The sequence below is a fragment of the Streptomyces sp. cg36 genome, from assembly GCF_041080675.1.
In the GTDB taxonomy this organism is placed as follows: domain Bacteria; phylum Actinomycetota; class Actinomycetes; order Streptomycetales; family Streptomycetaceae; genus Streptomyces.
Genome location: NZ_CP163520.1, coordinates 552,225 through 577,278 on the forward strand (window position 1 = coordinate 552,225; position 25,054 = coordinate 577,278).

Sequence of the window (25,054 nt, forward strand, 5' to 3'; positions counted from 1 at the left end):
GTCAGCTCACCCGCACCCTCGGGTCGAGGAAGACCGTGGCGATGTCCGCGAGGATCGCGCCGATGGCGGTCAGGGCCGCGGCGAAGGCGGCGGTGGCGACCGTGCCGTGGACGTCGTTCTTGCTGATGGTCTGGATGAAGTAGCGGCCCATGCCGTTCCAGCCGAAGATCGTCTCGGTGATGATGGCTCCGGTGAAGATGGACGGGATGCTGAACGCCACCGACGCGGCGGTCGGGATCAGGGCGGCCCGGAGCGCGTGTCTGCGGACGGCCTGCGCACGGGTGAGTCCGGTGGCCCTGGCGGTGCGCACGAAGTCGGCGTTGATGGTGTCGAGCAGCAGCGAACGCTGTGTCAGGTGGTAGCCGACGTACCCCATCAGCGTCAGCGTCAGGGTCGGCAGGATCAGGTGCAGCAACCGGTCGCCGATCGTGGGGAACAGCCCCTGGACGTTCGGTGAGTTCTCACCGGCGACGTAGAGGAAGTGCAGCCCGGCGTGCTGGTTGAGCCAGATGGCGACGAAGACCACGGCGAGCGCGGCGACCGACGTCGGTACGTTGAACACCGCGATGGACACCGCCTGGGTGATGCGGTCGGCCCAGCCGTACTGCCGTGCCGCGGTGTACACCCCGAGCGCGACGCCGAGCACGACGGACAGCACCGTGGCCATGACGACCAGCTCCGCGCTGATCAGGGACCGGTAGCCGATCTCCCCGTTCACGGACACACCGGTGGGCGACTTCCCCCAGTCGAAGTGGAGGAACACCCCGGTGAACCAGTCCCACCACCGGTGCACGAGCGGCACGCTCGGGTCCAGGTTGTACGGGGCGAGGGCCCGGTCGATCTGCTCCTCGCTGCGCACGGGCCGCAGCTCCTTGAAGTTCGACCGCGGGTCGAGGAACCAACTGGCCAGGAAGTACGTGGCGTTGGTCGCGACCACGATCATCAGGAGCCAGCCCGCCGCCTTGCGCGTCAGATGGCGCACCACGCCGGGCACCCCCTCACCGCACGCGGGAGGTGCGCCTCGGGAGCGCGGGGTCTGAGGGAGGTATACATGCGCGGTGGTGCCTTCTGGAGGTACGGAACGTCTGCACAGGCGTGCGAATGCGAGTCTGGTCCGTGATCGAGAAGCGGCACCAGGGTTTACGGACTTCCGCCACGAGGCCGAAACGCCGCTGTAGCAAAACAGGCCGCCACGGCGAGAACACGGCCGTCCCACCTGGCTCTCCCGTCCGGCCCTCCAGTCCGACCTGTCTGGACCATTGACGGGCCCATGCCACGCCTCTACGGTTCTCGCGTTCAGATGAAAGCATGTCGTTCACTCACATGAATAGAGACAGGGAGCTTCCCCCATGCGTACTCGCACGCTGCTCACCTATCTGACCGTCGCGACCGCGATGGGGGGCCTCGCCCTCACCGCCCCCGCCGCATCGGCGACGCCCACCACGCCCCCGCCGGCCGCGTCCCGGACGTCGGCCGGCGCCCGGATCCTCGCCAACCCCTCGGTCGCGCCGGGCGGCAACTTCGACCTGTCGGTGTGGCAGCTCCAGGAGCCGGTGGGCTCACCCGGCTCCCCCACCACGATCCCCTCGTCACGGCTCCAGGGTGCGGGCGGCTACCAGGACGGCTACTTCTACACGGACACCCGTGACGGCGCGATGACGTTCTGGGCGCCGGAGAAGGGCGTCACCACACCCAACTCCCACTACGCCCGCTCCGAACTGCGCGAGATGAACCGCGACGGCAGCGCGGCCGACTGGTCGCTCGCCGGCACCCACCGCCTCGACGCGACCCTGCGCGTGGTGTCGGTGACGTCCAACGTGTGCGTGGGCCAGATCCACCTCGGCAGCGGAGGCTCGTCCACCAAACCGCTCCTGGAGCTGTACTACCGCGCCAACGGCGACATCGTCCTCGGCACCGAGGACTCACCCTCCGGCGGCCAGACCCCCCACCCGGTGGGGCACGTGGCGCTCGGCAAGACCTGGAGCTACACGATCGGCGTCTCGGGCGGGCACACCATCGACCTGACGGTGAACGGAACGACGACCCACTACCCCATACCGTCGTCCTTCAACGGCTACAAGCAGTACTTCAAGGCGGGTTCGTACAACCAGTCGTCCTCCGACAGCACCGCCAGGGGCGCCCGCGTCGGCTTCTACAAGCTCACCGTCTCCCACCGCTGAACGCGCGCGACGCGGACCGCCCCCAAGGACCCGGCCCGCTCAGCGGCGGGCCAGGGCCGCGTTCGCCCTCATCAGCAGCGGAACGAGGACATAGGCCGCGACCGGGACGACTATCACGGTGAGGATCAGCGTGCGGAGCGCCAGCGGCAGGTGCGCCGTCCGCGGGCCGAGCAGACCGAGGACGACGGTGATGGTCGGATACACCGCCAGCCAGGTGATCACAGCACGGCGGTGGATCGACGGACCGGCCGCGGGGGACTGCTCGGACATGGATTCCTCCTGGTCAGGGCGGATGCGATGGCGGATCTCCAACCATCGGGTTGGAGTCTGGCACGAACCCGGGCGCCATGTCCAACCATTCGGTTGGACATGGGTTAGAGTCGGGGAATGGCCTGGGACACAGCACGCACCCGACAGCTCCTGCTCGACGCGGCGGTGGAGGAGTTCGCCGAGCACGGCCCCGAGGGCGCCCGGGTGGCCCGGATCGCGACCCGCTCGGGCGTCAACAAGGAGCGGATCTACCAGTACTTCGGCAGCAAGGAGAAACTGTTCGTCGCGGTCCTGGAGTCCGAGCTGGAGAAGGTCGCCGCACAGGTGCCGCTCACCGTCGAACTCGCCGCGGACCTCGGCGACTACGCGGGCCGGATCCACGACTACCACCGCGCGCATCCGCACTTCGTCCGGTTGATGGCCTGGGAGGGCCTGCTCTGCCAGGACCGGGTGGCGGCCGAGTGCGAGCGCACCGACCACTACGCGGAGAAGATCGCCGCCGTCGCCGCCGCCCAGCGCGCCGGCGCGCTGACCGACGCGGTCGGCGCGGGCGAGCTCGTGCACGCGGTGATCACACTGACCGCGTCCTGGTTCACCCTGCCCCAGCTCGCGCGCATGCTGCTGTCCCCCGGCACCCAGGGCAGCCCCGAGGACCAGCGCGAGGTGCTGGTCACCCTGGTCCGGCGACTGACCTCCTGAGCTCGTCCTCGAACCGCCGCCCGCACGGCCGTGGCCGCGCCCCTACTTGCCGGGACCCCGGAAACGGCCGAACGCCTTGGTGAGGGCGCCGAGCGGCGAGCCGTCCGCCGCGGCCGTTCCGGTCGCGCGCGGCCGGGGCACACCGTCGCCGCCGCCCCCCTCGCCCAGCGCCGCCTGCGCCGCCTCGGCGGCCTCCCGGTACAGATCGCGGGAGGTGGTCATGGCGTCGAGCGCCTCCGCGTACTTGGTGACCATCGCCTGGGCGTGCAGCAGTTCCTCGTCCGGGGTGAGCAGGTGCCAGCCCTGGCGCAGCCGCGTCAGGACCTGCTCGGCGTCGGCCGTCAGCGGTCGCGGCAGGGCGGCGAACTCCTTGACGCGGTCCAGGAGTTCGGCCGGCTCCGAGCCGTCCAGGATCACCGTGCGCACGGTGAAGCGGTCCGCGTCGTACTCGGGGGTCTTCGGGTCCGTGGGCAGGACGACGGCGCCGCCGCGCGGCATCCGCACGCCCAGCTCCCGCTTGACGGCGAAGTCGGCGATCTGCGCCTGCTCCGGTGTGCCGCGGTGCTCGACCACCCGGTGGCGCAGGCTCGGCGGCAGGAACGCCGAGACGGGCTGCTGGCCCGCCGCGTCCGGCGTCATGGCCTCGTGCACCAGGACGTGGACGTACCAGCTCTGCCGTGCGCAGTCGCGCAGCCGGTGGCGCAGTTCGTCGTCGTCCTTCGGCAGCTGGTTCGTCGTGCGCAGCCGCACGCCCGGCACGGTGTCGTGGTCCCAGCCGATCCGCTCGCTGTCCGGCCAGAACATGGTGGCGGGCGAGGGCCAGTGCGCGTCCCACGCCCGCTCCGCCTCGGCGGCCAGGACCCAGGTGACGCCCTCGCCGGACTTGCGGCGGGACTCCGCGTCGTACGTGGTCAGCTGTGCGCGGACCGTGACACCGTCGGCCGCCTGCCAGCGGGCCTCGAAGAGGCGGCGGGCCAGCGGGCCGGGGTCGGCCGACTCGTCGCGCGGGTGCAGAACGGTGGAGCGGGCCGCCTCGACCGGATCGAGTTCCAGGAAGTCGTCGAGCACCCCGGCCGCCTTCAGGGCGATCAGGTTCCGCCGGACGTCCTGCTCGGGTTCGGGCCCGAGGTGGCGTCCGCGCCCCAGCCACACGGTGTCGGGAACGGTCGTCGAGGAGATGCTCTTCTTGGCCATGGATTCGTTCTGTAGGTGATCGGGGCCCGACCAGTATCCTCCGTGGGCCCGTCGAAGGAAGCGGTACCCCTGTCACAGTCTTGCCACGCGCCCCGGCCATGACTTCCCTGACCTTTTCGGCCACGCCTCGGTGGCCGTCGCTGCGCGGGGTGCGGGGGTGACCGGACTGGATGCCGCGCCGATCGGGGGGCGCGGTGGCGGCCGTCCGGCCTGGGGTGACGTGCCTCATCGCGGGCCGGGGCGGTCGCCCGGCCGTGGGCGGGGGTGTACTGCGATGCCTCGCGCGGGTGCGCGGAGGCGGAGAGCCGCGGTCAGCGCAGCCGCATGCAGTTGGTGCCGACGTACGTATTGCCCTCTTCCGCCCTCAGCTGGCTCGCGAGTGTGCGCGCGGGGCTGACGAAGAAGTAGACCGGGGGGTCGTTCAGACACCGCCAGGTCTCCACCGAGTAGCCGTCCACCAGGGTGACGACGGTGGTCCTGTCCGAGGGAAGCTGTCGGTTGCACTGGATGCCGACCGTGGTGAAGGACTCACCTCGGCCGATCGTGCACGTCGTGTGCGGCGCCGCGGACGCGGGGGCGGCGGCGCCCAGGGTGAGGCCGGTCACGGACAGGGTGGCGATACCGATGGAAGCCCATACACGGGCGGCCTTCATGGCTTGCCCTCCTTCAATTTTCTCGTCGGATGATGATGTGTCGAGTGATGGCTTGCCTTTCTTTTCGGCACTCTGTCAGGAGCCGCTCCACGAACGCCAGTTGATCTGACATCTGTCGCAAGATATCGGCCAGCGAATACGGGATTTTCATACGACGGTATGCATGGAGACAATGCCGGACCAGGGAGCCCGCCCAACTGGGAGGCAAATCCAGGAGACTTCCGAAAACTCCTCCGCGGCCATCTCCGGGTCATCCACCGGGCATCCGCACATCGACGGCGTCAGCCGGTGAACCCCGGTACCACCAGACCGGATTCGTACGCGATCACCACGGCGTGGGTCCGGTTCTGCGCGCCGAGTTTGCTCAGCACGTTCCCGACGTGGGTCTTCACCGTCTCCTGGCTGACCGTGAGCGACTCGGCGATCTCCGGATTGGACAGGCCGGTCGCCATCAGCCGCAGCACCCCCTCCTCCCGGGCCGTCAGCGCCGCCTGCGGCAACGCCTCGGCGCCGGCCAGCGGGCGGGCGGCGACCATCCGGCGCAGCTCGGCCGGGAACAGGATCGCCTCGCCCGCCGCGACCACCCGCACCGCCTCCGCGATCCGGCGGACCGGATACCTCTTGAGCACGAACCCGGCGGCCCCCGCGCTCAGTGCCGCGGTGACGTGGCCGTCGTTCTCGAAGGTGGTGATCACGACGACCTTCGACGGTGCGGACGGCTCGGCCAGGAGCAGCCGCGTGGCCTCGATCCCGTTGCGGCGCGGCATCCGCACGTCCATCAGGACCACGTCCGGCCGCAGCCGCCGCGCCCGCTCGACCGCCTCGACGCCGTCCGCGGCCTCGCCGACCACCTCGATCCCCGGCTGTGCCGCCAGCAGGGTGCGCAGGCCGCTGCGGGTCACCTCGTCGTCGTCCGCGATCAGGAGCGTGCGGGGAGCGGGGTCCGCGGCGGCGGTCGTGAAGGCCGCGGAGCCCCCGTCGGGGACGATCATGCCGACCACCGTACCGGCAGCCGGACCGCCAGCCGCCACTGCCGCGGCCCGGCCGGACCCGCCTCCATCTCGCCGTGCAGCAGGCGCACCCGCTCGGCCAGCCCCGACAGGCCGCGCCCGGACTCCGGGAACGCGCGCGGGCCCGTGCCGTCCCCGGTCCGGTTCACCACTTCGACCTCCAGCCCGTCCGGCACGGCGGCCACCCGGAGCCCGATCGGGCCGTCGGCCCCGTGCCGCAGCGCGTTCGTCAGCCCCTCCTGCACGATCCGGTACGCCGCCCGCGAGAGCGTCCCCGGCACCTGCGCCAGGTCGCCCGAGACCTGCTGCTCCACCACCGCGCCCGCGAGCCTCAGCCGCTCGGTCAGCTCCGGCAGATCGGCCAGCGTGCGCGTCGGCGCCACCGCCGTCTCCTCCTCGCGCAGGACGCCCAGTACGTAGTCCAGGTCCTCCAGCGCGGCGCGGGCCGACTCCTCGATGCCGCGCAGCGCGGCCCGTGCGGCGGTCGGGTCGGCGGCGAGGACCTCGCCCGCGACGGCGGCCTGGATCGTGGCCGCCGTCAGGGTGTGGCCGATCGAGTCGTGCAACTCCTGGGCCAGCCGGTTGCGTTCGGCCAGGCGCAGCTCCCGTTCGGCCGCCAGCGCGAGCCGCTCGGCCGACGAGGGCCCGAGCAGCCGGGGCGCGAGCCACCGCAGCGCCCCGGTCACCACCGCGCACAGCGCCGCCGCGAGCAGCAGACAGCCGAGCGCCACCGCCCACCGCTGTCCGGCGCCCTCGGCCCGTACCGTCCCGCCGAACAGGCTCAGCCCCGCCTCCGTACGGAACCACGGCACCGGCAGGGTCAGGCCCGCCAGGAGCAGCACGCCTCCGGCCAGGGACAGCGCCCAGCCGAGGGCCACGTGCAGCAGCAGCCACAGCGGGGTCCGGCGGCGGTCGGCTCCCCCGGACCGGGCGGGAGCCGGCAACGCCACCCGGAGGGAGCGGCGCGCGGCGGCGGTCAGCGCGCGGCGCGCGGTGCGCGCGCATCCGATCGCGCCAATCAGCCCGGTCCAGACCAGCAGAGCCAGAAAGGCGCGTATTTCTTGATGAGCGGACGGCACGGCAAGTGCCGGCAGCATCGCGAAAGGCAGCAAAGGAAGGCTCAGCAGCGCGCCACCGAAGGCGAAGAGCGCACCAGAATACGTGGAGCCGCTCAGCAACGGCCGGATTCCCCTGATCACAATCAGCCATTATGACCGACCGTTCCGGCGGGCTCCTCCCCCGATCGGGGGAGTAATTCTTCCCGCTATTCCGCGATGTGCGGGCGCGCCCCGGGGAGCAGGATCGTGCCCCGAACCGATCGCGCCCCGAACCGGCGGCCGGTGCGGACGGCCGCCAGGACATGGCGGGCCGACTCGACCGCGTGTCGGCTCCGGTCGTCAACATCCCTTTCCGCAAGGAGAATTACCGCAGTGCGCAGCACCCGCATACCTTCTCTGCTGGCCGTCGCCCTCGCCGCGACCTGTGTGTCCACACTGACGCCCGCGAACGCCGTACCCCTCGCGCACACCGACCCCTTGCGGCCGTACACCCAGCGGACGCCCGCCTGGCAGCGGTGTGACGCGTCGTCCCCGGCCGGCTTCGAGTGCGCGACCGTCAAGGTTCCGCTGGACTACGGCGACCCCGGCGGCGCGACGATGGACATCGCGGTGTCCCGGCTGAGGGCGAGCGGCGCCGAGGAGCGCCGGGGCGTTCTCCTGCTGAACCCCGGCGGACCCGGCGCGCCCGGGCTGAGCCTGCCCGTCGATCTGGCGACGGACCTGCCGGACCAGGTGAAGCGGCGGTACGACCTGGTCGGGTTCGACCCGAGGGGGGTCGGCCGGAGCTCCCCCGTCTCCTGCGGCCTGACCGCCGACGAGCGCGTCACCGACCACCCCTACCGGGCCGCGACGTTCGAGAAGGACGTGACGTGGGCGCGTACGGTGGCGAAGAAGTGCCGGGCCCACGGCGGCGCCGCGGCGGCGCACCTCACCACCCGCGACACCGCCCGCGACATGGACGTCGTCCGCGCCGTGCTGGGCGAGAAGAAGATCTCCTACCTGGGCTACTCCTACGGCACCTACCTCGGCGCCGTCTACGCCCAGATGTTCCCCCGCCGCACCGACCGGTTCGTGCTCGACAGCGCGGCCGACCCCACCCGGGTCTGGCGGGGCATGTTCCAGGGGATGGCGGAGGGCGCGGAGCCCGCCTTCGCCCGGTGGAGCCAGTGGACCGCGCGGCGGGACTCGACGTACCACCTGGGCACCACGGCCGCCGCGGTCCGCGAGACGTTCCGGGACCTGGTCGCCGAGGCCGACCGGGCGCCGGTCGCCACCGACGGGGGCCCGGTCACCGGGGACGACATCCGCGCCCAGCACAGCAGGTTGTTCCATGTTCAGAAGGCGGCGGAATGGGTAGCCGCGCTGAAGCGGTCGGCGGACGACAGGAAACCGGAACCGGACGGCACACCCCGGCGGGGGCCCGCGGCCGCGCCCACCGAGTCCGCTCCCGGCGTCCCGGCGGACAACGCCGAAGCGAGCGCCTGGGCCGTCCTGTGCTCCGACAGCCACACATGGCCGCGCGACCCCGAGCGCTACCGCCGGGACGCGGTCCGCGACAAGGCCCGGTATCCGCTGTACGGCGACTTCGCGTCCACCATCACTCCGTGCGCCTTCTGGAAGCCCGCCGCCGAACCGACCACGACGGTGAACAACGAGGTGGGCGCGCTGATCCTGCAGAACCAGTGGGATCCGCAGACGCCACTGGCCGCGGGCTGGGCGATGCACTGGGCCCTGCGCGGCTCGCGGATGGTCACCGTCGCCGGGGGCGAGGGGCACGGGGTCTACCCCTTCGGGTCCTGCGCGGACGAGAGCGCCACGCGCTACCTCACCACCGGCAGGCTCCCGGCCGAGGATCTGACGTGCCGGGCACCGGCCGGGCCGGCGGCCGGGCACCGCTAGCTCCCCGGTGCGACGGGCGGAGGAAGAAGCGGAAGGCCGGGCGCCACCCGCAGCGGGGCGGTGACGCCGCCCGCCGCCGCTCCGGAGAAAAAATTACGCACCAAAACGGCTTCCCCGAAAGGGAGTTGATACATACGGTCGCCTCTGTCAGTTGCGACGACCACGTCAAGGAGACACGGCATGAACACCAACCTGCGGACGGCAGCCGCCACGGCGGCGCTGGTCACCGGGCTCCTCGCCGCCGGTGGCACCGCCCACGCGGCCCAGAGAATCGACGCGCAGCAGCTCTCCGCGCACGTCCAGAAGGCGGTCGCCACCGCCCAGCTGGAGAACGGTACGACGACGGGCGGCCCCATCCTGGGCGTGTACCTGAGCCCCGGCGCCGACTCCGCGTCCGCCTGACGGGACGGGGGTGCGCACCGTGGACAACTCTGGTGAACAGCAGGTCAGTTGGTGCCCCAGCGGGGAGGCGCACCGGCCGGAATCCATCGTCCTGGGCGTCCGGTCGGGCGAGAACGGCGAGGTCGTCTATCTGGCGGAGCCGGTCCCGGCGGCGGACGTGCTGCCGTCCATCCCGGAGGGCATCGCCCCCAACCGGGTGCTCCGGTTCGCCTCCCACTGCGTGTCCGGCTGCGCGAACCGGGTCGGTGAAGCCTGCGGGCTGATCGACCGCATCCAGACCCTGCCCGTACCCGATGCCACCGGGGCCGTACCACGGTGCCACCTCCGTCCGCGCTGCAAGTGGTGGAACCAGGCGGGTGTGGACGCCTGCCACCGCTGCCCCGCCGTCGCCACTCTCAACCCCCGCGACGACCAGCTCGCCGCGCTCGTCGCGGATCCGTCCACCACCATGGAGCAGTTGCGGGAGTGGATCGCCGCGGCCGAGTGACACGTCCGGCCGCGGCGGCGAACCGGTCCCCCTCCGCACGCCCGTACGGGAGGGGGACCCCGGCCCACCTACGGGCGGGAGACCGCGCCGCCACCTGGACGGCCCGGCCGCAGCCCGCTCAGCCGGTCGGCGCGCCGAACCACTTCGTCAGCCGGGCGAGCAGCTCCCGCCGGTCGTCACCGACCCACACGACATGACCGTCGGGCCGCAGCAGTACGGCGGGCGCGTCCAACTCCTCGCAGGTGTCCACGACATGGTCGACCCGGTCCGCCCAGCCGTCGGGCGAGAGCCGGCCGCTCTGGTCGAGGAGCAGTCCGCGTCCGGTGTGCATCAGCTCGTAGAGGCGACCGCTCTCCTTGAGCCGGACGTCCCGCAGCCGCCGCCCGAGCAGCGCGTGCGGCTCGATCGCCGACTCCCCGTCCTCACCCGCACTCCCACCTTCGCCCTCACCGAAGTCGTAGCGGACGTCGACCGCGGTGATGAGCCCGGTCACGTACCGGTTCACCTCCTCGAAGTCCATCAGCATGTCGAACAGCGCGCGCAGCGCGGTCGCGCCCGCTCCGGTGCCCAGCATGACCATCTGGGCGCGGGTGTTGTCGATCACGGCGGCGCCCACCGGGTGCCGCTCGGCGTGGTAGGTGTCGAGCAGACCGTCCGGCGCCCAGCCGTTGACCGTGGCGGCCAGCTTCCAGCCGAGGTTGAACGCGTCCTGCACACCGAGGTTGAGCCCCTGCCCGCCGGTCGGCGGGTGGATGTGGGCCGCGTCCCCGGCGAGCAGCACCCGGCCGACGCGGTAGCGCTCGGCCTGCCGGGTGGCGTCGCCGAAGCGGGAGATCCAGCGCGGTGAGTGCACCCCGAAGTCGGTGCCCGCCACCGCCCGCAGCCGCTGCCGCAGCTCTTCGAGCGTGGGAGCGGTCGTACGGTCCTCGGCCACCCCGTCGGCGGGCACGACCACGCGGTGCGTGCCGTCGCCGTTGTCGATGAACCCGAACCGCATGACGGTCTTGCGGACCTCCGCCACGACGGCGTCGACCGTCTTCCGGTCCGCGGTCACCTCCACGTCGCCCAGCAGGGTCTCCACCGTGGCGGGCTCGCCGGGGAAACCGACACCGATCAGCTTGCGCACCGTGCTGCGCCCGCCGTCGCATCCGACGACGTACCGGGCACGCAGCTCCGTGCCGTCCGCGAGTGCGACGGTCACCCCGTCCTCGTCCTGGCTCAGCCCGACCACTTCGTGGCCGCGCCGGATCTCCGCCCCGGCTTCCAGGGCGTGCTCGTCCAGCAGTCGCTCGGTCATCGGCTGGAGGGTGGACAGGCCGTACGGGTGGGCCGTGTCCAGCTGCTCCGGCCAGGGCTTCATGATTCCCCCGAAGAGCCCGCCGACCTGGAACTTCTCGCTCACCGCGAGGAACCGGTCCAGCAGACCGCGCTGGTCCATCAGCTCGACGCTGCGCGCGTGCAGGCCGCGCCCGCGGGTCTCCTTGGTCGGTTCCGCCAGCCGCTCCAGCACCACGACGTGGACACCGTGGAGCCGCAGCTCGGCGGCCAGCATCAGACCGGTGGGACCGGCGCCGACCACGATCACGTCCATCAGGAAATCCCCCTGCATCGCTCTTGGATTGCCGAATCCCCGCAGGTCACGGGCTTCGACTCGCAGAGTGTGCGCCATGACGGGGGCCTTGCCGCAAGCCCCCCCGTGCGCTATATCTTGAACATGGCAGGGAGTGGTTGCGCTCCTTGCCTTTTTCGTGCGCCGGGGGGGGGCGGTCCTCAGTCAGCCGTCGAGACGGCGGCCCGCCCACACCTCGGGGGTGCGGCCCGACCACGGTGCGGCTTCTTCGAGCTGCGCGGCCAGGCGGAACAGCCGGTCCTCGTGCCCGTAACCGGCGGCGAACTGCATTCCGATGGGCAGTCCGGTAGCGGTGTCGGTCATCAGGGGCACGGACATCGCGGGAGTGCCCGCCACGTTGAACGCCATGGTGAACGGCGAGCGGTCGTTGAGCCGGTCGATCCACCCCAGACCGTCCAGCGCCGCCACTCCCTCCCCGTAGGTCCCGACGGGCGCCGGGAGCTCGGGCACGGTGGGAGTGAGCACCATGTCGTACGTGTCGAAGTGCCGTGCCAGGCCGCGCGCGACGCGGTTGCGGACCGCGAGCGCGGCGACGAACTGGGGAGCGCTCACCCGCTGCCCGTAGTGGTGGCCCGCCAGGGTCTGCGGCTCCAGGGTGGTGGCGTCGACGGGCCGGCCGAGGACGGTGGCCAGTTCGTCGATCTGGGCCGCGAGGTTCGCGGCCATCAGACGGGCACCGGCCAGGACGAACTCCTCCCAGCCGACGCCGAGACCGGCCTCGGCGTCCGTCACCCGGTGGCCGAGGGATTCGAGCAGGGCCACGGTACGGGCGAGCGCGTCGGCCACCGGCGCGGACGTGCGGCGTCCGCCCCACCCCTGGGCGAGGACGCCGATCCGCAGCGAGCCCGGCGGGCGGGCGACTTCTTCCAGGTAGGGGCGGTCGGGCCGGGGGGCGAAGTAGGGGTCGCCCGCCTCCGGGCCCGCGATCCGGTCGAGCAGCGCCGCACTGTCGCGTACCGTCCGGCTGAGACCGCCCTGCACGGCCAGACCGTTGAAGATCTCGTCGAAGTCGGGGGCCATGGAGACCCGGCCCCGGGTGGGCTTCAGCGCGAACAGACCGTTGTACGCGGCGGGGATGCGCAGCGATCCGGCGGCGTCGGTGCCGTGGGCGAGCGGGACCACTCCGGCGGCGACGGCCGCGCCCGCGCCCCCGCTGGAGCCGCCCGCGCCGAGCTCGGGGTCCCAGGGGTTGCGGGTGGCGCCGTACAGCGCGGTCTCCGTCACGATGCCGTAGGCCAGCTCCGGTGTCGTCGTCCGGCCGAACGTCACCAGCCCGGCCCGGCGCAGACGGGTCATCAGGGCGGAGTCGGCGCCCGCGACGAGGCCCGCCGCGAGACGGCTGCCGAGCTCCGTCCGCCGACCGGCCATGGTCACACCCATGTCCTTGATCAGGAACGGCACTCCGGCCAGGGGCGTGCTGCCCGGGACGGGCTCGTCGTCCGGCTGCCAGGTCTCGACGACGGCGTTGATCCGCGGGTTCACCGCCTGCGCGGCCTCGTGCGCGGCGGTGTGCAGTTCGGCGGGGGTCACCTCGCCCCGGGCCACCAGCTCCGCCAGCCCCACCGCGTCGAACGTCACGTACTCGGCAACTCTCACTCTGCCACTCCCCTGAACGAAAACGATACCGTTGAGCACCATACGATACCGATCGGTATCGTGCGGCACGGACTGGTACCGTAACAGGGAAACGAGGGACCCCTCACCGACCGGACGTCACGGAGCAGCCATGGCATCGACCGCCAGCAGGCCGGACAGAGTCGCCAAACTGCCGCCTCGCGAGCGCATCCTCGACGCGGCGGAGGAGCTCTTCCAGAGCGAGGGGATCCTGCGCGTCGGCGTCCAGGCGATCGCCGAGAAGGCCGAGACCACCAAAATGGCGATCTACCGGCACTTCGAGACCAAGGACGTGCTCGTAGCGGAGTGGCTGCGGATCGTCGCCGCCGACTACCAGGCGGCCTTCGACCGGGTCGAGCGGGACCATCCGGACCGGCCCAGGGAGCAGATCCTCGCCCTGGCCCGCTTCATCGCCGACGGACTCCCCACCCTCTCCCACCGCGGCTGCCCCTTCATCAACTCCCTGGCCGAGCTGCCCGACCGCGCCCACCCCGCCCGGCAGGTCATCGAGCAGCACAAGGCGCTCCAGCTGCACCGGCTGGTCGGCATGTGCGAGCGGGCCGGGCTGCCCGACCCCGCGCAGACCGCCGCCGAGATCACCTTCGCACTGGAAGGTGCGCAGGTCAGCACGCAGAACGGCAGCGTCGACCGGGCCGGGGAACGGCTCATGAGGATCGTCGGTGCGGCCTTGGACCGGGAGCTGCCGCCCACCCCCGGCGCCTCACCGACGGCCGACTGAGCGCGTGGCCGCGCACACCGCGCGCCGCTGACCCGCGCGCACCCGCCCGCTTGTGAGCGCCGACAAGATGACCTCACGGGCGGGCGGGAACAACCACGTCCGCGCACGCCGACACCGGCACACCCACCCCCGCGTTTCACCAAGCGTCGCGGCTCACAGGGCGATCAGCCCCGCCGCCGTCTCCCGGAAACCGCAGGCGTCGAAGTAGAACGGCCGCAAGTGCTCTTCGAAGTCGACGTGGAGCCACTCGCACCCCGCGGCGCGGCTGCCTTCCGCAGCCGCCTCGACGAGTGCGGCGCCCACTCCCCGCGACCGGCTGCCCGGGGCGACGACCGTGTCCAGGACGAACGCGTGGGCTCCGCCGTCCCAGATGACGTTCACGAAGCCGACCAGCCGGTCGCCCTCATACGCGCACACCCAGCCGAGGCTGTGGCGCTCCAGCCGCGCGCGCCACGCCGTCCGCCCGGGCGGGTGGCCGAAGCCTTCCGCGTGGAGTTCGTCGAGAGCGGCGTCGTCGAAGTCACCGCGCCATACATGGCTGATCGTCATGACACCCCCCACGGCCGTACGGGCAGGAGGAAGGGCACGGTCACACAGCACCGCTCGATACGGGCACACGGAGAGTCGTTCATGCCGCGCATCCCATCACGCGGAAGCAGCCCCACGCACCCAGGATTCAGCGCATCGGAGGGGTGGTCGACCGGCGGTCCGGTCGCCGGCGCCGATGTGCGGCGGATACACCGATGCCCGCCTCCGCGTACAGCGGGGGCGGGCATCGGATCGGAGCGCTGGGCCGGCCTTGCACCTGCATCTCCCCACAGGAAGTGGGGCGTCTTTCCTTGGACCACCAACGCGCGGCCGGAGTGGGGAAGTTCTTCCCGACCGGCTCAAGATCAACCCTACCCCATCCCGGCGGTGGGAACGGCCACACGCGAGCCGCCCGGCCCTCCCGCCCGGCGCACCGGCCCACCGGCCCACCGGCTCCACGACGGTCTAGGGTGCGGCCTCCGCCACCAGCCGAGGCCCGTTGCTGGCAACGCTGTTGACCGCCGTCGAGACCCGCCGTGCGGCCAGCAGGCCGCCCGCGGGCCGGGTCAGCAGGGCGCGCAGTTCGTCCGGGTCCTGGTGGCGCGGGTCCAGCCAGGCGTCGTAGTGGTCCTTGGTGAGGGCGAGCGGCATGCGGGGGTGCACCCGGCCCGCCTCGTCGGTGGCTTCGGTGGTGATGATGGTGCAGCTCACCAGCCAGGCGGCGGGGTCGTCGTCGCGGTCGACGGCCGGGTCGCGCCAATACGCGTACAGCCCGGCGAGCGCCATCACCCCGTCGTCCTCGGGGTGGATGAAGTAGGGCTGTTTGCGGACCTTCCCGGTGCCGGGGTCCTCGGCCTGCTCCCACTCGTAGAACCCGTCGGCGGGCAGCAGGCAGCGGTGTCTGGCGAACGCGCGGCGGAAGGCGGGTTTCTCGTGCACGGTCTCCACCCGTGCGTTGATCATCCGGGCGCCCGCCTTCACGTCCTTCGCCCACGACGGCACCAGGCCCCAGCGCAGCGGACGCAGTTGTCTGCCCGGCGCCGCGTCGCCGTCGCCGTCGCGCGCGGCCCGCTCCAGGACCGCCCAGACGTCGTCGGTCGGCGCGACGTTCCAGCTCGGCGCGAGGGTCTCCGGGGGCGGCCAGTCGGTCACGTGGAAGAGCCGCACCAGGTCGTCGGGGCTGCGCGCGGAGACATAACGGCCACACATGCGCCCACTGTGCCACCGGGAGGGGCCCGCGATCCGATACCGCCCCGCCGTGTCGGCTGCCGCGGTGGGACCGGACCCTGCGCGATGATCGGCCCATGAGTGGAATCATATTGATGTCCGATCCGCAGGTCGCCGCCGTACCTGTCGCGGAGTGCGGTGAACGCCTCGTCGACGTCCGCGCCGGTGGTCGGCTGCTGGTCGATCCGCGCAAGCAGGACCCGGCCGACGCCTTCGCGTGGCTGCGCGAGGGCGTGCTGGAGCGGCTGTTGAAGGCGCAGGCGCTGCTCCCGCCGGGCGTGCGGCTGCTGTTCGTCGAGGGGTACCGGCCGCCCGCGCTCCAGCGGGAGTACTTCGAGGAGTACGCGGACGAGCTCCGGGCCCTGCACCCCGAGTGGCCCGCCGACCGGATCCACTCGGCGGCCAGCCGCTATGTCTCCCCGCCCGACATCGCCCCGCACAGCGCGGGCGCGGCCGTCGACCTCACCCTCGCCGACGCCGAGGGGCGCGAACTCGATCTGGGTACGCGGATGAACGCGGGCCCGGAGGAGAGCGGGGGCGCCTGCTACACCGATGCCGCCGGCATCGGCGAAGAGGCCCGCGCCAACCGGCGGTTGCTCGGTGGTGTGCTCACCGCCGCCGGGCTGGTGAACTACCCCACGGAGTGGTGGCACTGGTCCTACGGCGACCGCTACTGGGCCCTGCTGACGGGTGCGAGCGCCGCCTGCTACGGCCCGAGGGAACTCACCGCGCACGGATGACCGGTCCGGCCGCGCCCAGCCGCCGCCCGGGCGTTCGGCGGCGGCCTTCGGCGCGGTACCACTGGTGGCCGATCAGCAGCGCGAGCGCCAGCTCGACGGCGTCGCCGCCGTAGTACATCAGTTGTGCCGCCGCGTGCAGGTCGGCCGCGGTGTACGCCGTGCCGGGCGGGCCGTGCGCGTACAGGGACTTGGCGAGGACGGCGTGCGCGGCCGAGGCGGCCAGCAGGATCAGGGCGCGGGTGAGGGTGGCCGGGCGGTGGCGCACCGGTTCGCGGGCGAGGACCGCGAAGGTGAACAGGCAGCCCGCGAGGAGGAGATGGAGGTGCACCACCGCGTCCAGGGACGGTGTGTGATGGGTCCTGGCCAGCAGGGGTGTGCGGTACAGGAGCCAGAGGCCGCCGACGTCGAGGACCGCCGCCACCGGTGGGTGCAGGAGCAGCGCGACGGGCCGCGAGCGCGCCAGCGCGACCAGGGTCCGGCGCGGTGGCCCGGGCGGCAGGGCGCGCAGCGCCAGGGTGACCGGCCGCCCGGCGGCGAACAGCAGCGGGGCCGCCATCGCCGTGCCCAGGTGGCCCGCCATGTGGTGGGTGAAGGGCCGGCCCGTCACCGTGGCGTCATGGGCGGCGGTTCCCGCGACCGAGGCGACGAGGACCACCGCTCCCGCCGTGAACGCCGCGTCGCGCCGGCGCGGCCATGGATCGCCGCGCCCCCGCAGCCGGGCCGCCGCCACCAGGTAGGGCACGCCGAGGAGGACGGCTACGGCGACGGTCGCCGCGATCACCGCCCGGCCCGGGCGCGGACCAGGAGTACGGCACCGGCCACCAGGAACAGCACGGCGAGGGAGTTCCACGTCCAGTCGTACGGCGCCAGGTCGACGCCGTACCGGATCTGGTGCAGCCGCAGGCCCTTGTGCTGGAACGTGCCGTCGTACAGCTGGAAGCCGCCCAGGCCCAGCAGGAATCCGGCCCACCACGTGCCGTGGGCGAAGGCGCTCCGTCTGCGCAGGTCGGCGTAGAGATAGAGGCCCGCGACGATCGCCAGCCAGCCGAACGCGTGGAAGAGGCCGTCCGAGACCAGGCCCACACCGCTGGTCGACCTGTCGTAGAAGTGGTGCCAGTGCAGGAGTTGGTGGAAGACCGTCTCGTCGACGAACGCCGCCGTTCCGACACCGACCAGGACGCCGCTGGTGACGTTGCGCGCGCTCATGCGGAGCGCCTCGTGGACATGGCCCGCTCCTCCCGTGCCGCGTGGCGGTGAGGCTCGGCGGAGTCGACGGCCTCGACCGCCCTCCGGCGTACCCCCGGGCCCCCGCGCGAAACGGCACCGGCCGCCGGGTCGGCCGGTTTCAGACCTCCGTGGACGCCGCGACCGCCTTCGGTGCCCGCCGCAGCCCGCGGATGGGTGGGCTGGCGAGGAGGGCGGCGGCGCAGCCGAACGCGGCCACCGTCGACACCAGCAGCAGCCGGTGCACCCCGACGAGGGAACTGGCCGGTCCCGCGACGGTCTGGCCCAGCGGTACGGCGAGGATCGAACCGGCCACCTGGTAGGCGGCCACCCGGTTCAGCCGGTCCTGCGGTATCTGCGTCTGCACGGTCGTGGACCACTGCACGCCCCAGAAGGCCCAGCCCACCCCGCTCACCGCATAGCCGAGCATGAGGAGCGGCAGCGCGGGGACGAGGGCGGCGGCCAGCGGCATCATCGGGAACAGGAGCATCGCGATCCCGCCGCCGAGCAGGGGCCGTGCGGGCCGCAGCCGTATCGCGGCCAGACCGCCGACCGCACAGCCCGCGCCGAACGCGGCCTCGGCGTAGCCGAACGCCGCCTTGCCGTGCGCGTCGATGATCGAGATCGCGCCGACGGGGGTGACCGGGCCCCAGACGAAGACCCCCAGCACCCACCAGATCAGGATGACGCCCCACAGCCAGGACCGGGAGCGGAACTCCTGCCAGCCCGTACGGAGACTCGTCAGCGTCGAGTCGGAGCGGTCCGCCAGGAACGGCGGCAGCCGCAGCGCCGCCAGGCACAGACCGCTGATCGCGAAGGTGGCGGCGTCGATCGCGAACGCCCAGGCCGCCGAGGTCGCGGCGACCAGCGCCCCGGCCAGCGCGGGCCCCGCCATCTGCGCGAACCCCTCGCTGACCCGCAGCACCCCGTTGGCCTTCTGGGCGTCCGCGGCGACCTGCGGGACCAGGCTGGAGGTGCCGGGCTGGAACATCGCGGTCGCGGTGCCGCCGATCAGCGAAGTGCCGATCATGAACCACAACGCGGGCTGCCCCAGCCAGAGATACGCCGCCAGCGCCCCCTGGACCGCGAACCGGGCGGCGTCGGAGCCGATCATCAGCGGCCGGGGGTGGAAGCGGTCGGCGAACACTCCGCCGAAGACGACGAAGAGCGCGAACGCGCCCATCCAGGCGCCGAGCGCGTACCCGACGCCGCTGACTCCGTATCCGAGGGACAGCATCGCGACGGCGGTCGCCACCGGGATCATCGTGTCCCCGACCTGCGACACCACCCGGGCGGTGAAGTAGAGCGCGAAGTTCGGCGTCCACAGCCGGGGCTCCGAAGCCGCGCCGTCGATCACGGCCGACGGCGCGACCGGCCTCCCCCGGGCCGAATCGCCGCTCGGCGCAAGGCCCTTGGACGGGTCTTCGTGGAGGGCCGCGCTCCCCCGGTCACCGGGGCGCGATGACCGACGCAGTCGCATGCGGCGGATCTTCGCACAGACCGCTCGCGCGGGCCCACCGATTAAGCGGCGGGCGGCGGTTCGATCATGTCGGCGGGCGGCGGTTCAGCGGTCCGGGCTCCAGCCGCCGAAGCGGGCCAGCAACTTCCGCGCGGCGTCGGGGGAAAGGCCGAGCGCGGCGGCGGTCTGCTGGTCCGTCATGTCCCACTCGGTGTCGCAGGCCGCCCAGTAGCCGACGCGCGCGGCCACGATCTCCATCTGCCGGGCGGCCTTCACCCCGGCGACGGGGCAGTCGTGGGTGAGCTTCTCGATCTCCGTCTCCAGCTGTTCCAGCAGCGCGGTGACCGTCTCGGGCAGCGGAACCGTCGTGGCCCCGACCGCGAGTATGTGGCCGTCCCAGTCGCGCAGACAGCGCCCGGCGTCCTCAAGTGCCGCCTCCCACAGCGACGTCCGGCCGATCGCCGCCCAGTCCAGCGCGGCCTCCGGGCCGGTCCAGCCGCACGCGCACACCGCCCGCAGCACGGCCGCCCTCGGCACACCGGCGAGCCGCCCGTCGTAGACGCTCCAGTGGTCCACCGGCCGCCCGCGGCCGTCGGCGCCCGCGCCCCCGTCGTCGAGGAGCACGGGCCCGGGAACACTGCCATCGGCCAGCAGGACACCCACCCGGCCCTCGTGCGAGGCACCGTACTCCTCCGTCACCCAGCTCTGCTCCATCACACACCCCACCCCTCGGCTCCCCGGGCGCCTGCCCGCGCCACCATGACGATCCCGCATCCCGGAAGCCGACAACCCCGAAATTCCGCCCGACATGGGCCCGGCCGGGCGCACGGGCTCATGACCGGCGCACGCCCGGAACGAACACCCCCACCCCGGCGACGGCGACGCGCCCGCGCGCCGTCCGTCTGCCGGGACGCGGGGTGCGGGGTGCGGGGTGGGTCCGAGCACCACTCTCCTCAAGCGGGTGTCGCAGGTTCGAAGCCTGCCGCTCACCGCCGCCAGAACAGATGGTGGGTGACCCCGCTCGGGCTCGGCACCACATCGACGTGGAAGCGGTCGAGCAGTTCGTCCGGGGACTCCCACAGCCGTACGCCGGATCCGAACCGGATCGGTGAGACCGCCACGTGCAGGGCGTCGACCAGGTCGGCGTCGAGGAACTGGCGGATCGTGGTGGCCCCGCCGCCGAGCCGGACGTCCTTGCCGTCGGCCGCCTCCCGCGCCTGCTTGAGGACGGTCGCGGGGTCGCCGTCGACGAAGTGGAACGTCGTGTCGGAGAGGGTGAACGAGGGGCGGGGGTGGTGGGTCATGACGAACACGGGGGTGTGGAAGGGGGGTTCGTCGCCCCACCAGCCGAGCCAGTCGTGGTTCTCCCACGGCCCGCGCTGGGGGCCGAACTTGTTGCGCCCCATGATCTCGGCGCCGATGTTGTGGGAGAAGTCCCGTGTGAGGTAGTCGTCGAGGCCGCGGCTGCCGCCCGGTTCGGTACGGTTCGGCCAGCTCGCCGTGGCTCCCGCCCAGGCGAACATGGTCCCGGGGTCGACGTCCCCGAAGGGCCGCTCCAGGGTCTGGTTCTCACCGGCCGCGTAGCCGTCCAGCGAGACGTTGAAGTTCTGCACCTTCACCAGCTGGGTCATGCCTGTCCTCCCATGGTGTCGACGGTCGACCACCTTGAGACCGTCCGGCGCGGGAAAACTCATCGCCCGGACGTCGTCGACTCGCCACGGGGATACCGGCACGATAGATTGAACGCGTTCAAATTATCGGGACGCGGGGGTTTCGTATGTCCGTCGACGTGGTTCCTTCCGATCGCCGGGTGGGACGGGTGCTGGGCCGCATGGGGCGGTGCGCCGCGACGTATCTGCTTCTCCACACCATCGCGTGGGTCGCCATCGCGCTGACGGTCCCCTGGGAGGAGTCGTTCCTCGACACCATGGTCACGGGGTGGGAGATGCTGCCGTTCATCGGCATACCCACCCTGCTCATCTCGGTGTGCACGGTCTCGGTCCACCGCCGCATGGACGTCGTACGGCTCCGCATCCTGCTGGGTCTGGCCCTCCTCCTGTGCGAGTGGCCGCTGCTCGCGTCGAGCGCGGCCGAGCCGCTGCGGTTCCAGACGATCGCCCAGATCGCCTACGCGGCACTGATCCCGGCGCCGCTCTTCCCCGAGGACTGGCTGGGGCCCCGAAGCCGGTGAGGGTGGGGAGGCGGACCGGCCTTCCGCCTCCCCGCCCACCGCGCCCGGGTCAGAAGTGCCGCAGCCTGAGCAGGAACTGGCAGCCGCCGGGGCGGTTGTCCGCGTCTATGCCCACGGTGACCGGGCTGCCCCAGTAGGCCGTCTGGTACTGGCCGGCGGGCAGGGTGTTCTTGCACTGGCCCGCGTCGCCGTCCGCGTAGAACTGGACGTCGAGCACCACGTCGGAGCGGCCGGTGACGCCGAGGGTGAGGTTGCAGTAGCCCGACCGGTTGTCGGTGTCCACCCGCACGCTCGGGCCGAAGGTCTGGAACGGGCGGATCGGCATCGCGTACGTGCCCTGGCTGCCGCACTGGCCGCCGTCGCCGCCGGGGCTGACCTGGAAGTCGTAGGTGAGGGACGCACCCGCGAAGGTGTTGTCCGGGTCGTACACGCCGAAGGCGAGCTGGCAGCCGCCCGGACGGCCGTCGGTGTCGAAGCGGATGGCCTGGCTCCAGTCCGGCGAGGTGGCCCACTGCTGGCCCGTTCTGCCGCCGCACTGGCCCGCGTCGCCGTCGGGGTTGAACTGGATGCCGATCGCGGGCGCCGCGGCACTCGGGGTCGCCGGTGCGGCGTGGGCCGCGGTGCCGGTGAATCCCGCGGCCACCAGCGCGCCGACCGCCAGGGCGCGGGCGAGGGGTCGGCGGCGTCCGGACAGCGTGGAACTGCTCATCGGGTTCCTCCGTGAGGTGTCAGGGGTGCGGGCAGGCACAGGTATGCCGTACCGAGAGGGTTGTCCGTGCACGTCACGCGCGGGGTCGGCGGCATGGTCGCGACCGCCTGCGCCGTTGTCCTGTGGTGCCCGGTGGGCGTCGGGTGGCCCACCGGTCCGGCGCAGAACAGCATCCGGGACCGCCCGGCGCGCCGACAACCCTGCCTCTGGCACATGGGAGGGGAATGCGCCCGGACGATACACGGCCCCCATCAGGCGACACTCCCCCGGGCCCGCCTCCCCGGCAGCTCACCCGGCGGCCCGATTGACGCAAAGCCGCCCTGGCTCGCGGGCCCGTTCGCTGAACCCCGCGAGAACCCGGAAAAAATATTTCCGCGGCGATGTCGAGAATCCGTGCCGGGCTCCGTCCCCGTGGTGAAGGCGGCCACAATGGGTCGCACCAGTACCGAGGAGAGCCACCATGGCCAAGTACCTGCTGCTCAAGCACTACCGCGGCGCCCTGGAAGCACCGAACTGCGCACCCATGGACCAGTGGACGCCCGAGGAGATCTCCGCCCACGTCCAGTACATGCGCGACTTCGCGGACCGCCTGGAGAAGACCGGCGAGTTCGTCGACGCCCAGGCACTCGCCCCCGAGGGCACCTGGGTCCGCTACGACGGAGAGGGGCGCCCGCCCGTCACCGACGGCCCCTTCGCCGAGACCAAGGACCTCATCGCCGGCTGGATGGTCATCGACGTCGACACCTACGAGCGTGCCGTCGCCCTCGCCGGGGAGCTCTCCGCGGCGCCCGGCCCGGCCGGCAAGCCCATCCACGAGTGGCTGGAGCTGCGCCCGTTCCTGTCCGCCCCGCCCACCGTCACGGAGTGACCCCATCCATGGACGAGGCCCTGCTGCGCGGCCTCACGCCGGGCGTGCTCGGCGTCCTCGTCCGCCGCGGAGCCGACTTCGCGGCGGCCGAGGACGCCGTCCAGGACGCGCTCGTCGAGGCGGTCCGCGTCTGGCCCTCCGACCCGCCGCGCGATGCGAAGGGCTGGCTCATCGCGGTGGCCTGGCGCCGGTTCCTCGACGCGACCCGGGCGGACACCGCCCGGCGCCGCCGCGAGGACCTCGTGGACGAGGAACCGGCGCCCGGCCCCGCGGTCGGGGTCGACGACACGCTCCGGCTCTACTTCCTGTGCGCCCACCCCTCGCTCACCCCGTCCTCCGCGGTCGCGCTCACCCTGCGCGCCGTCGGCGGGCTCACCACCCGCCAGATCGCCCAGGCGTACCTGGTGCCCGAAGCGACCATGGCCCAGCGGATCAGCCGGGCCAAGCGGACCGTCTCCGGCGTGCGGTTCGACCGGCCCGGCGACGTCGCCACCGTGCTGCGGGTCCTCTACCTGGTCTTCAACGAGGGGTACTCCGGCGACGTCGACCTCGCCGCCGAGGCCATCCGCCTCACCCGGCAGCTCGCCGCCGCCATCGACCACCCCGAGGTGGCGGGCCTGCTGGCCCTCATGCTGCTCCACCACGCCCGGCGCGCCGCCAGGACCGCGCCCGACGGCAGTCTGGTGCCGCTGGCCGAACAGGATCGGAGCCGATGGGACACCCGGGCGATCGCGGAAGGCGTCGGCATCCTGCAGTCGGCCCTCGCCCGGGACCGGCTGGGCGAGTTCCAGGCCCAGGCCGCCATCGCGGCCCTCCACGCGGACGCGCTGACCGCCGAGGAGACGGACTGGGTACAGATCGTGGAGTGGTACGACGAGCTCACGGCCCTCACCGACAGCCCGGTGGTGCGGCTCAACCGCGCGGTGGCCGTCGGCGAGGCGGACGGGCCGCGCGCCGGACTCGCCGCGCTCGCGGAGCTGGACGAGACACTGCCGCGCCGCACCGCCGTGGCGGCCTACCTCCACGAGCGCGACGGCGACCTGACGACGGCGGCGCGGCTGTACGCCGAGGCGGCGCAGAAGGCGGCCAACCTCGCCGAGCGCGACCACCTGACCCGCCGGGCCGCCCGCCTCAACACCCGCCGCGCTTGAGCCGGAGCGGCGGATTCGACGCGGCTGACCCGGCGCGCCCGGCCTCATGCGCGGCCGCGCCGGAGGAAACAGGTCAGGTGCGCAGCTGAGCGCCTCCAGCCCGTCGCGCACGGCCTCGAACGCGGGTGCCTAACCCCAGTCGGTCCGGCGCCGCAGCCACCGCAGCGCCGCCTCGCCCTGGGCGCCCTGGAACGCGCGCAGGGTGGGCAGGCCCGGTGGCGGCGCCTGGGTGGACTGGTGGAGGAAGTAGCCGGTCAGCGCGGTCAGGACCGTGGTGACGTCATCGGGGTCGGCGCCCCGCTCGGCCAGGTGCGCGTCGAGGAGCGCGGCCGTCTCCGGGCCGCCCCGCATCAGGACGCTGGGCCCCATGTTGACCACGTCGAACCACGCGGCACCCACGGCGGCCCAGGGCCAGTCGACGACCATCACCCGGTCCTCGGTCAGCAGCACGTTGTCCGCGCGCAGGTCGCCGTGGACCAGCGCGGTGCCGGACACCGCCGTCTGCCAGGTCTCCTCGCGTTCGGCCAGCCGGCCGAGGTTGCGCAAGGCCCATGGGTCGAGCCACTCCACCGCGCGCGGGTCCCGCCCGTAAGCGTCGGACAGGCGCCGCCAGCCCCGGAACTTCTCGCCCAGCCGCTCCCCGACCGTGGGCGCCTCGACCGGCGCGGGATCCAGCAGCGCGCCCAGTGCGGCGGACGCCCCGAGGACGCGGCGCAGTTCATCGCCGCGCCAGGGCTGCTCGGGCGTCCTGCCCTCCACGTCCTCGAAGGCCAGGACCACCCACCCCGCGTCCTCCACCGACAGAAGCAGCCGGGGCACGGGCGCCTCGGCGGGCAGGGCGGCCGTGATCCGTGCTTCGGCGCGGTGCAGGGCGGGGGTGTCGGGGTTCGGTTCGGGACCCACCGCCTTGAGGAAGAGCCGTCGGCCGTCGGCCAGCCGGGCCCGGGCCGCGACCCCGGGCGAGAAACCCCCGGGCTGGGTCACGGCGCTCTCCACCGGGGAACCCAGCCGGGCCTCGACGAGGTCGCGCACACCGTCCGGCACGGCCCACCACTCCCGGCGTACGCCCGCGGCCACGGGCACGGGCTCGGTCACTGCGGCGGTGTCTGTGCTCATGGCGCC

At 72.7% G+C, this 25,054-nt stretch carries 27 protein-coding genes; 10 read left to right on the forward strand and 17 right to left on the reverse strand.

What is annotated here, in order from left to right:
* Nucleotide 1 precedes the first annotated feature (1 nt).
* Nucleotides 2-985 carry an ABC transporter permease gene (locus tag AB5J87_RS02420; RefSeq protein ID WP_369373375.1) on the reverse strand — a complete coding sequence of 328 codons (984 nt, stop codon included), beginning with the start codon at nucleotides 983-985 and terminating at the stop codon, nucleotides 2-4.
* 364 nt (nucleotides 986-1,349) lie between these two features.
* Here AB5J87_RS02420 and AB5J87_RS02425 point away from each other — a divergent pair, with 364 nt between their 5' ends.
* The gene (locus tag AB5J87_RS02425) at nucleotides 1,350-2,180 is read left to right on the forward strand and encodes a polysaccharide lyase family 7 protein (protein WP_369373377.1); all 831 of its coding nucleotides are present in this window, start codon (nucleotides 1,350-1,352) and stop codon (nucleotides 2,178-2,180) included.
* 39 nt (nucleotides 2,181-2,219) lie between these two features.
* Here AB5J87_RS02425 and AB5J87_RS02430 read toward each other — a convergent pair whose 3' ends face one another.
* Nucleotides 2,220-2,450, reverse strand: coding sequence for a hypothetical protein (locus AB5J87_RS02430; protein ID WP_369373379.1), 231 nt, complete (start codon nucleotides 2,448-2,450; stop codon nucleotides 2,220-2,222).
* Nucleotides 2,451-2,567: 117 nt separating this feature from the next.
* Here AB5J87_RS02430 and AB5J87_RS02435 point away from each other — a divergent pair, with 117 nt between their 5' ends.
* Nucleotides 2,568-3,149 carry a TetR family transcriptional regulator gene (locus tag AB5J87_RS02435; protein WP_369373381.1) on the forward strand — a complete coding sequence of 194 codons (582 nt, stop codon included), beginning with the start codon at nucleotides 2,568-2,570 and terminating at the stop codon, nucleotides 3,147-3,149.
* Between the two features lie 42 nt (nucleotides 3,150-3,191).
* On the opposite strand, the gene AB5J87_RS02440 is transcribed toward AB5J87_RS02435, so the two are convergent.
* From AB5J87_RS02440 to AB5J87_RS02455, 4 genes are all read right to left on the reverse strand, one after another.
* A complete protein-coding gene (locus AB5J87_RS02440; protein WP_369373383.1) occupies nucleotides 3,192-4,343 on the reverse strand; it encodes a hypothetical protein in 1,152 nt (383 codons plus the stop codon).
* Nucleotides 4,344-4,654: 311 nt separating this feature from the next.
* Nucleotides 4,655-4,996, reverse strand: a complete 342-nt coding sequence (locus AB5J87_RS02445) for a hypothetical protein (RefSeq protein ID WP_369373385.1) — start codon at nucleotides 4,994-4,996, stop codon at nucleotides 4,655-4,657.
* A gap of 281 nt (nucleotides 4,997-5,277) precedes the next feature.
* Nucleotides 5,278-5,988: a response regulator gene (locus AB5J87_RS02450; protein WP_369373387.1), complete on the reverse strand. Its 711-nt coding sequence runs from the start codon at nucleotides 5,986-5,988 to the stop codon at nucleotides 5,278-5,280.
* Nucleotides 5,985-7,205, reverse strand: a complete 1,221-nt coding sequence (locus AB5J87_RS02455; RefSeq protein ID WP_369373389.1) for a sensor histidine kinase — start codon at nucleotides 7,203-7,205, stop codon at nucleotides 5,985-5,987. The genes AB5J87_RS02450 and AB5J87_RS02455 overlap by 4 nt, the downstream gene beginning before the upstream one ends.
* A 231-nt stretch (nucleotides 7,206-7,436) precedes the next feature.
* Between AB5J87_RS02455 and AB5J87_RS02460 the strand changes: the two genes are divergently transcribed.
* The 3 genes from AB5J87_RS02460 to AB5J87_RS02470 all read left to right on the forward strand — a co-directional run bounded on the left by AB5J87_RS02460 (nucleotide 7,437) and on the right by AB5J87_RS02470 (nucleotide 9,852).
* Nucleotides 7,437-8,963: an alpha/beta hydrolase gene (locus AB5J87_RS02460; RefSeq protein WP_369373391.1), complete on the forward strand. Its 1,527-nt coding sequence runs from the start codon at nucleotides 7,437-7,439 to the stop codon at nucleotides 8,961-8,963.
* Nucleotides 8,964-9,143: 180 nt separating this feature from the next.
* The gene (locus AB5J87_RS02465) at nucleotides 9,144-9,365 is read left to right on the forward strand and encodes a hypothetical protein (protein ID WP_369373393.1); all 222 of its coding nucleotides are present in this window, start codon (nucleotides 9,144-9,146) and stop codon (nucleotides 9,363-9,365) included.
* 19 nt (nucleotides 9,366-9,384) lie between these two features.
* Complete coding sequence (locus AB5J87_RS02470) at nucleotides 9,385-9,852, forward strand: hypothetical protein (protein WP_369373395.1); 468 nt, start codon at nucleotides 9,385-9,387, stop codon at nucleotides 9,850-9,852.
* 118 nt (nucleotides 9,853-9,970) lie between these two features.
* On the opposite strand, the gene rox is transcribed toward AB5J87_RS02470, so the two are convergent.
* On the reverse strand, nucleotides 9,971-11,446 hold the full coding sequence (rox, locus tag AB5J87_RS02475) for a rifampin monooxygenase (protein WP_369383331.1): 1,476 nt from the start codon (nucleotides 11,444-11,446) through the stop codon (nucleotides 9,971-9,973).
* A gap of 180 nt (nucleotides 11,447-11,626) precedes the next feature.
* Nucleotides 11,627-13,078: an amidase gene (locus AB5J87_RS02480; RefSeq protein WP_369373396.1), complete on the reverse strand. Its 1,452-nt coding sequence runs from the start codon at nucleotides 13,076-13,078 to the stop codon at nucleotides 11,627-11,629.
* Between the two features lie 130 nt (nucleotides 13,079-13,208).
* Between AB5J87_RS02480 and AB5J87_RS02485 the strand changes: the two genes are divergently transcribed.
* Entirely contained in the window at nucleotides 13,209-13,835 is a 627-nt protein-coding gene (locus AB5J87_RS02485) for a TetR/AcrR family transcriptional regulator (protein ID WP_369373397.1), read from the forward strand.
* Nucleotides 13,836-13,988: 153 nt separating this feature from the next.
* Here AB5J87_RS02485 and AB5J87_RS02490 read toward each other — a convergent pair whose 3' ends face one another.
* Both AB5J87_RS02490 and AB5J87_RS02495 read right to left on the reverse strand, forming a co-directional pair.
* Entirely contained in the window at nucleotides 13,989-14,384 is a 396-nt protein-coding gene (locus AB5J87_RS02490; RefSeq protein WP_369373398.1) for a GNAT family N-acetyltransferase, read from the reverse strand.
* Between the two features lie 444 nt (nucleotides 14,385-14,828).
* Complete coding sequence (locus tag AB5J87_RS02495; RefSeq protein ID WP_369373400.1) at nucleotides 14,829-15,572, reverse strand: SOS response-associated peptidase; 744 nt, start codon at nucleotides 15,570-15,572, stop codon at nucleotides 14,829-14,831.
* 95 nt (nucleotides 15,573-15,667) lie between these two features.
* On the opposite strand from AB5J87_RS02495, the gene AB5J87_RS02500 reads away from it, so the two are divergent.
* Nucleotides 15,668-16,330 (forward strand): M15 family metallopeptidase, encoded by a 663-nt coding sequence (locus tag AB5J87_RS02500; protein WP_369373402.1) that lies wholly within the window; start codon nucleotides 15,668-15,670, stop codon nucleotides 16,328-16,330.
* Here the strand turns inward: AB5J87_RS02500 and AB5J87_RS02505 are convergent.
* From AB5J87_RS02505 to AB5J87_RS02525, 5 genes are all read right to left on the reverse strand, one after another.
* A complete protein-coding gene (locus AB5J87_RS02505) occupies nucleotides 16,314-17,111 on the reverse strand; it encodes a cytochrome c oxidase assembly protein (RefSeq protein ID WP_369373404.1) in 798 nt (265 codons plus the stop codon). The two genes, AB5J87_RS02500 and AB5J87_RS02505, sit on opposite strands and share 17 nt — an antisense overlap.
* Complete coding sequence (locus tag AB5J87_RS02510; RefSeq protein ID WP_369373405.1) at nucleotides 17,108-17,536, reverse strand: DUF2243 domain-containing protein; 429 nt, start codon at nucleotides 17,534-17,536, stop codon at nucleotides 17,108-17,110. Before AB5J87_RS02510 ends, AB5J87_RS02505 begins: the two co-directional genes overlap by 4 nt.
* 139 nt (nucleotides 17,537-17,675) lie before the next feature.
* Nucleotides 17,676-19,034: an MFS transporter gene (locus tag AB5J87_RS02515; RefSeq protein ID WP_369373407.1), complete on the reverse strand. Its 1,359-nt coding sequence runs from the start codon at nucleotides 19,032-19,034 to the stop codon at nucleotides 17,676-17,678.
* An 84-nt stretch (nucleotides 19,035-19,118) separates the two neighbouring features.
* Entirely contained in the window at nucleotides 19,119-19,727 is a 609-nt protein-coding gene (locus tag AB5J87_RS02520; RefSeq protein ID WP_369373409.1) for a hypothetical protein, read from the reverse strand.
* A gap of 272 nt (nucleotides 19,728-19,999) precedes the next feature.
* Entirely contained in the window at nucleotides 20,000-20,644 is a 645-nt protein-coding gene (locus AB5J87_RS02525) for a dihydrofolate reductase family protein (RefSeq protein WP_369373411.1), read from the reverse strand.
* A gap of 179 nt (nucleotides 20,645-20,823) precedes the next feature.
* Here AB5J87_RS02525 and AB5J87_RS02530 point away from each other — a divergent pair, with 179 nt between their 5' ends.
* Nucleotides 20,824-21,204, forward strand: coding sequence for a hypothetical protein (locus AB5J87_RS02530; RefSeq protein ID WP_369373413.1), 381 nt, complete (start codon nucleotides 20,824-20,826; stop codon nucleotides 21,202-21,204).
* Nucleotides 21,205-21,253: 49 nt separating this feature from the next.
* Here AB5J87_RS02530 and AB5J87_RS02535 read toward each other — a convergent pair whose 3' ends face one another.
* Nucleotides 21,254-21,913: a hypothetical protein gene (locus tag AB5J87_RS02535; protein ID WP_369373415.1), complete on the reverse strand. Its 660-nt coding sequence runs from the start codon at nucleotides 21,911-21,913 to the stop codon at nucleotides 21,254-21,256.
* A 460-nt stretch (nucleotides 21,914-22,373) separates the two neighbouring features.
* On the opposite strand from AB5J87_RS02535, the gene AB5J87_RS02540 reads away from it, so the two are divergent.
* Together AB5J87_RS02540 and AB5J87_RS02545 are read left to right on the forward strand one after the other, a co-directional pair.
* Nucleotides 22,374-22,781 carry a YciI family protein gene (locus AB5J87_RS02540; RefSeq protein ID WP_369373417.1) on the forward strand — a complete coding sequence of 136 codons (408 nt, stop codon included), beginning with the start codon at nucleotides 22,374-22,376 and terminating at the stop codon, nucleotides 22,779-22,781.
* A gap of 8 nt (nucleotides 22,782-22,789) precedes the next feature.
* Nucleotides 22,790-23,932 (forward strand): RNA polymerase sigma factor, encoded by a 1,143-nt coding sequence (locus tag AB5J87_RS02545; RefSeq protein ID WP_369383332.1) that lies wholly within the window; start codon nucleotides 22,790-22,792, stop codon nucleotides 23,930-23,932.
* 129 nt (nucleotides 23,933-24,061) lie between these two features.
* Here AB5J87_RS02545 and AB5J87_RS02550 read toward each other — a convergent pair whose 3' ends face one another.
* Nucleotides 24,062-25,048, reverse strand: a complete 987-nt coding sequence (locus tag AB5J87_RS02550) for a phosphotransferase family protein (protein ID WP_369373419.1) — start codon at nucleotides 25,046-25,048, stop codon at nucleotides 24,062-24,064.
* Nucleotides 25,049-25,054 lie beyond the last annotated feature (6 nt).

Bases quoted from the DNA above. Each gene is read 5' to 3' on its own strand.
- AB5J87_RS02425 (WP_369373377.1), top strand. From the start codon at position 1,350: ATGCGTACTCGCACGCTGCTCACCTATCTGACCGTCGCGACCGCGATG.
- AB5J87_RS02430 (WP_369373379.1), bottom strand. From the start codon at position 2,450: ATGTCCGAGCAGTCCCCCGCGGCCGGTCCGTCGATCCACCGCCGTGCT.
- AB5J87_RS02435 (WP_369373381.1), top strand. From the start codon at position 2,568: ATGGCCTGGGACACAGCACGCACCCGACAGCTCCTGCTCGACGCGGCG.
- AB5J87_RS02440 (WP_369373383.1), bottom strand. From the start codon at position 4,343: ATGGCCAAGAAGAGCATCTCCTCGACGACCGTTCCCGACACCGTGTGG.
- AB5J87_RS02445 (WP_369373385.1), bottom strand. From the start codon at position 4,996: ATGAAGGCCGCCCGTGTATGGGCTTCCATCGGTATCGCCACCCTGTCC.
- AB5J87_RS02450 (WP_369373387.1), bottom strand. From the start codon at position 5,988: ATGATCGTCCCCGACGGGGGCTCCGCGGCCTTCACGACCGCCGCCGCG.
- AB5J87_RS02465 (WP_369373393.1), top strand. From the start codon at position 9,144: ATGAACACCAACCTGCGGACGGCAGCCGCCACGGCGGCGCTGGTCACC.
- AB5J87_RS02485 (WP_369373397.1), top strand. From the start codon at position 13,209: ATGGCATCGACCGCCAGCAGGCCGGACAGAGTCGCCAAACTGCCGCCT.
- AB5J87_RS02490 (WP_369373398.1), bottom strand. From the start codon at position 14,384: ATGACGATCAGCCATGTATGGCGCGGTGACTTCGACGACGCCGCTCTC.
- AB5J87_RS02495 (WP_369373400.1), bottom strand. From the start codon at position 15,572: ATGTGTGGCCGTTATGTCTCCGCGCGCAGCCCCGACGACCTGGTGCGG.
- AB5J87_RS02500 (WP_369373402.1), top strand. From the start codon at position 15,668: ATGAGTGGAATCATATTGATGTCCGATCCGCAGGTCGCCGCCGTACCT.
- AB5J87_RS02510 (WP_369373405.1), bottom strand. From the start codon at position 17,536: ATGAGCGCGCGCAACGTCACCAGCGGCGTCCTGGTCGGTGTCGGAACG.
- AB5J87_RS02515 (WP_369373407.1), bottom strand. From the start codon at position 19,034: ATGCGACTGCGTCGGTCATCGCGCCCCGGTGACCGGGGGAGCGCGGCC.
- AB5J87_RS02520 (WP_369373409.1), bottom strand. From the start codon at position 19,727: ATGGAGCAGAGCTGGGTGACGGAGGAGTACGGTGCCTCGCACGAGGGC.
- AB5J87_RS02525 (WP_369373411.1), bottom strand. From the start codon at position 20,644: ATGACCCAGCTGGTGAAGGTGCAGAACTTCAACGTCTCGCTGGACGGC.
- AB5J87_RS02535 (WP_369373415.1), bottom strand. From the start codon at position 21,913: ATGAGCAGTTCCACGCTGTCCGGACGCCGCCGACCCCTCGCCCGCGCC.
- AB5J87_RS02540 (WP_369373417.1), top strand. From the start codon at position 22,374: ATGGCCAAGTACCTGCTGCTCAAGCACTACCGCGGCGCCCTGGAAGCA.
- AB5J87_RS02545 (WP_369383332.1), top strand. From the start codon at position 22,790: ATGGACGAGGCCCTGCTGCGCGGCCTCACGCCGGGCGTGCTCGGCGTC.
- AB5J87_RS02550 (WP_369373419.1), bottom strand. From the start codon at position 25,048: ATGAGCACAGACACCGCCGCAGTGACCGAGCCCGTGCCCGTGGCCGCG.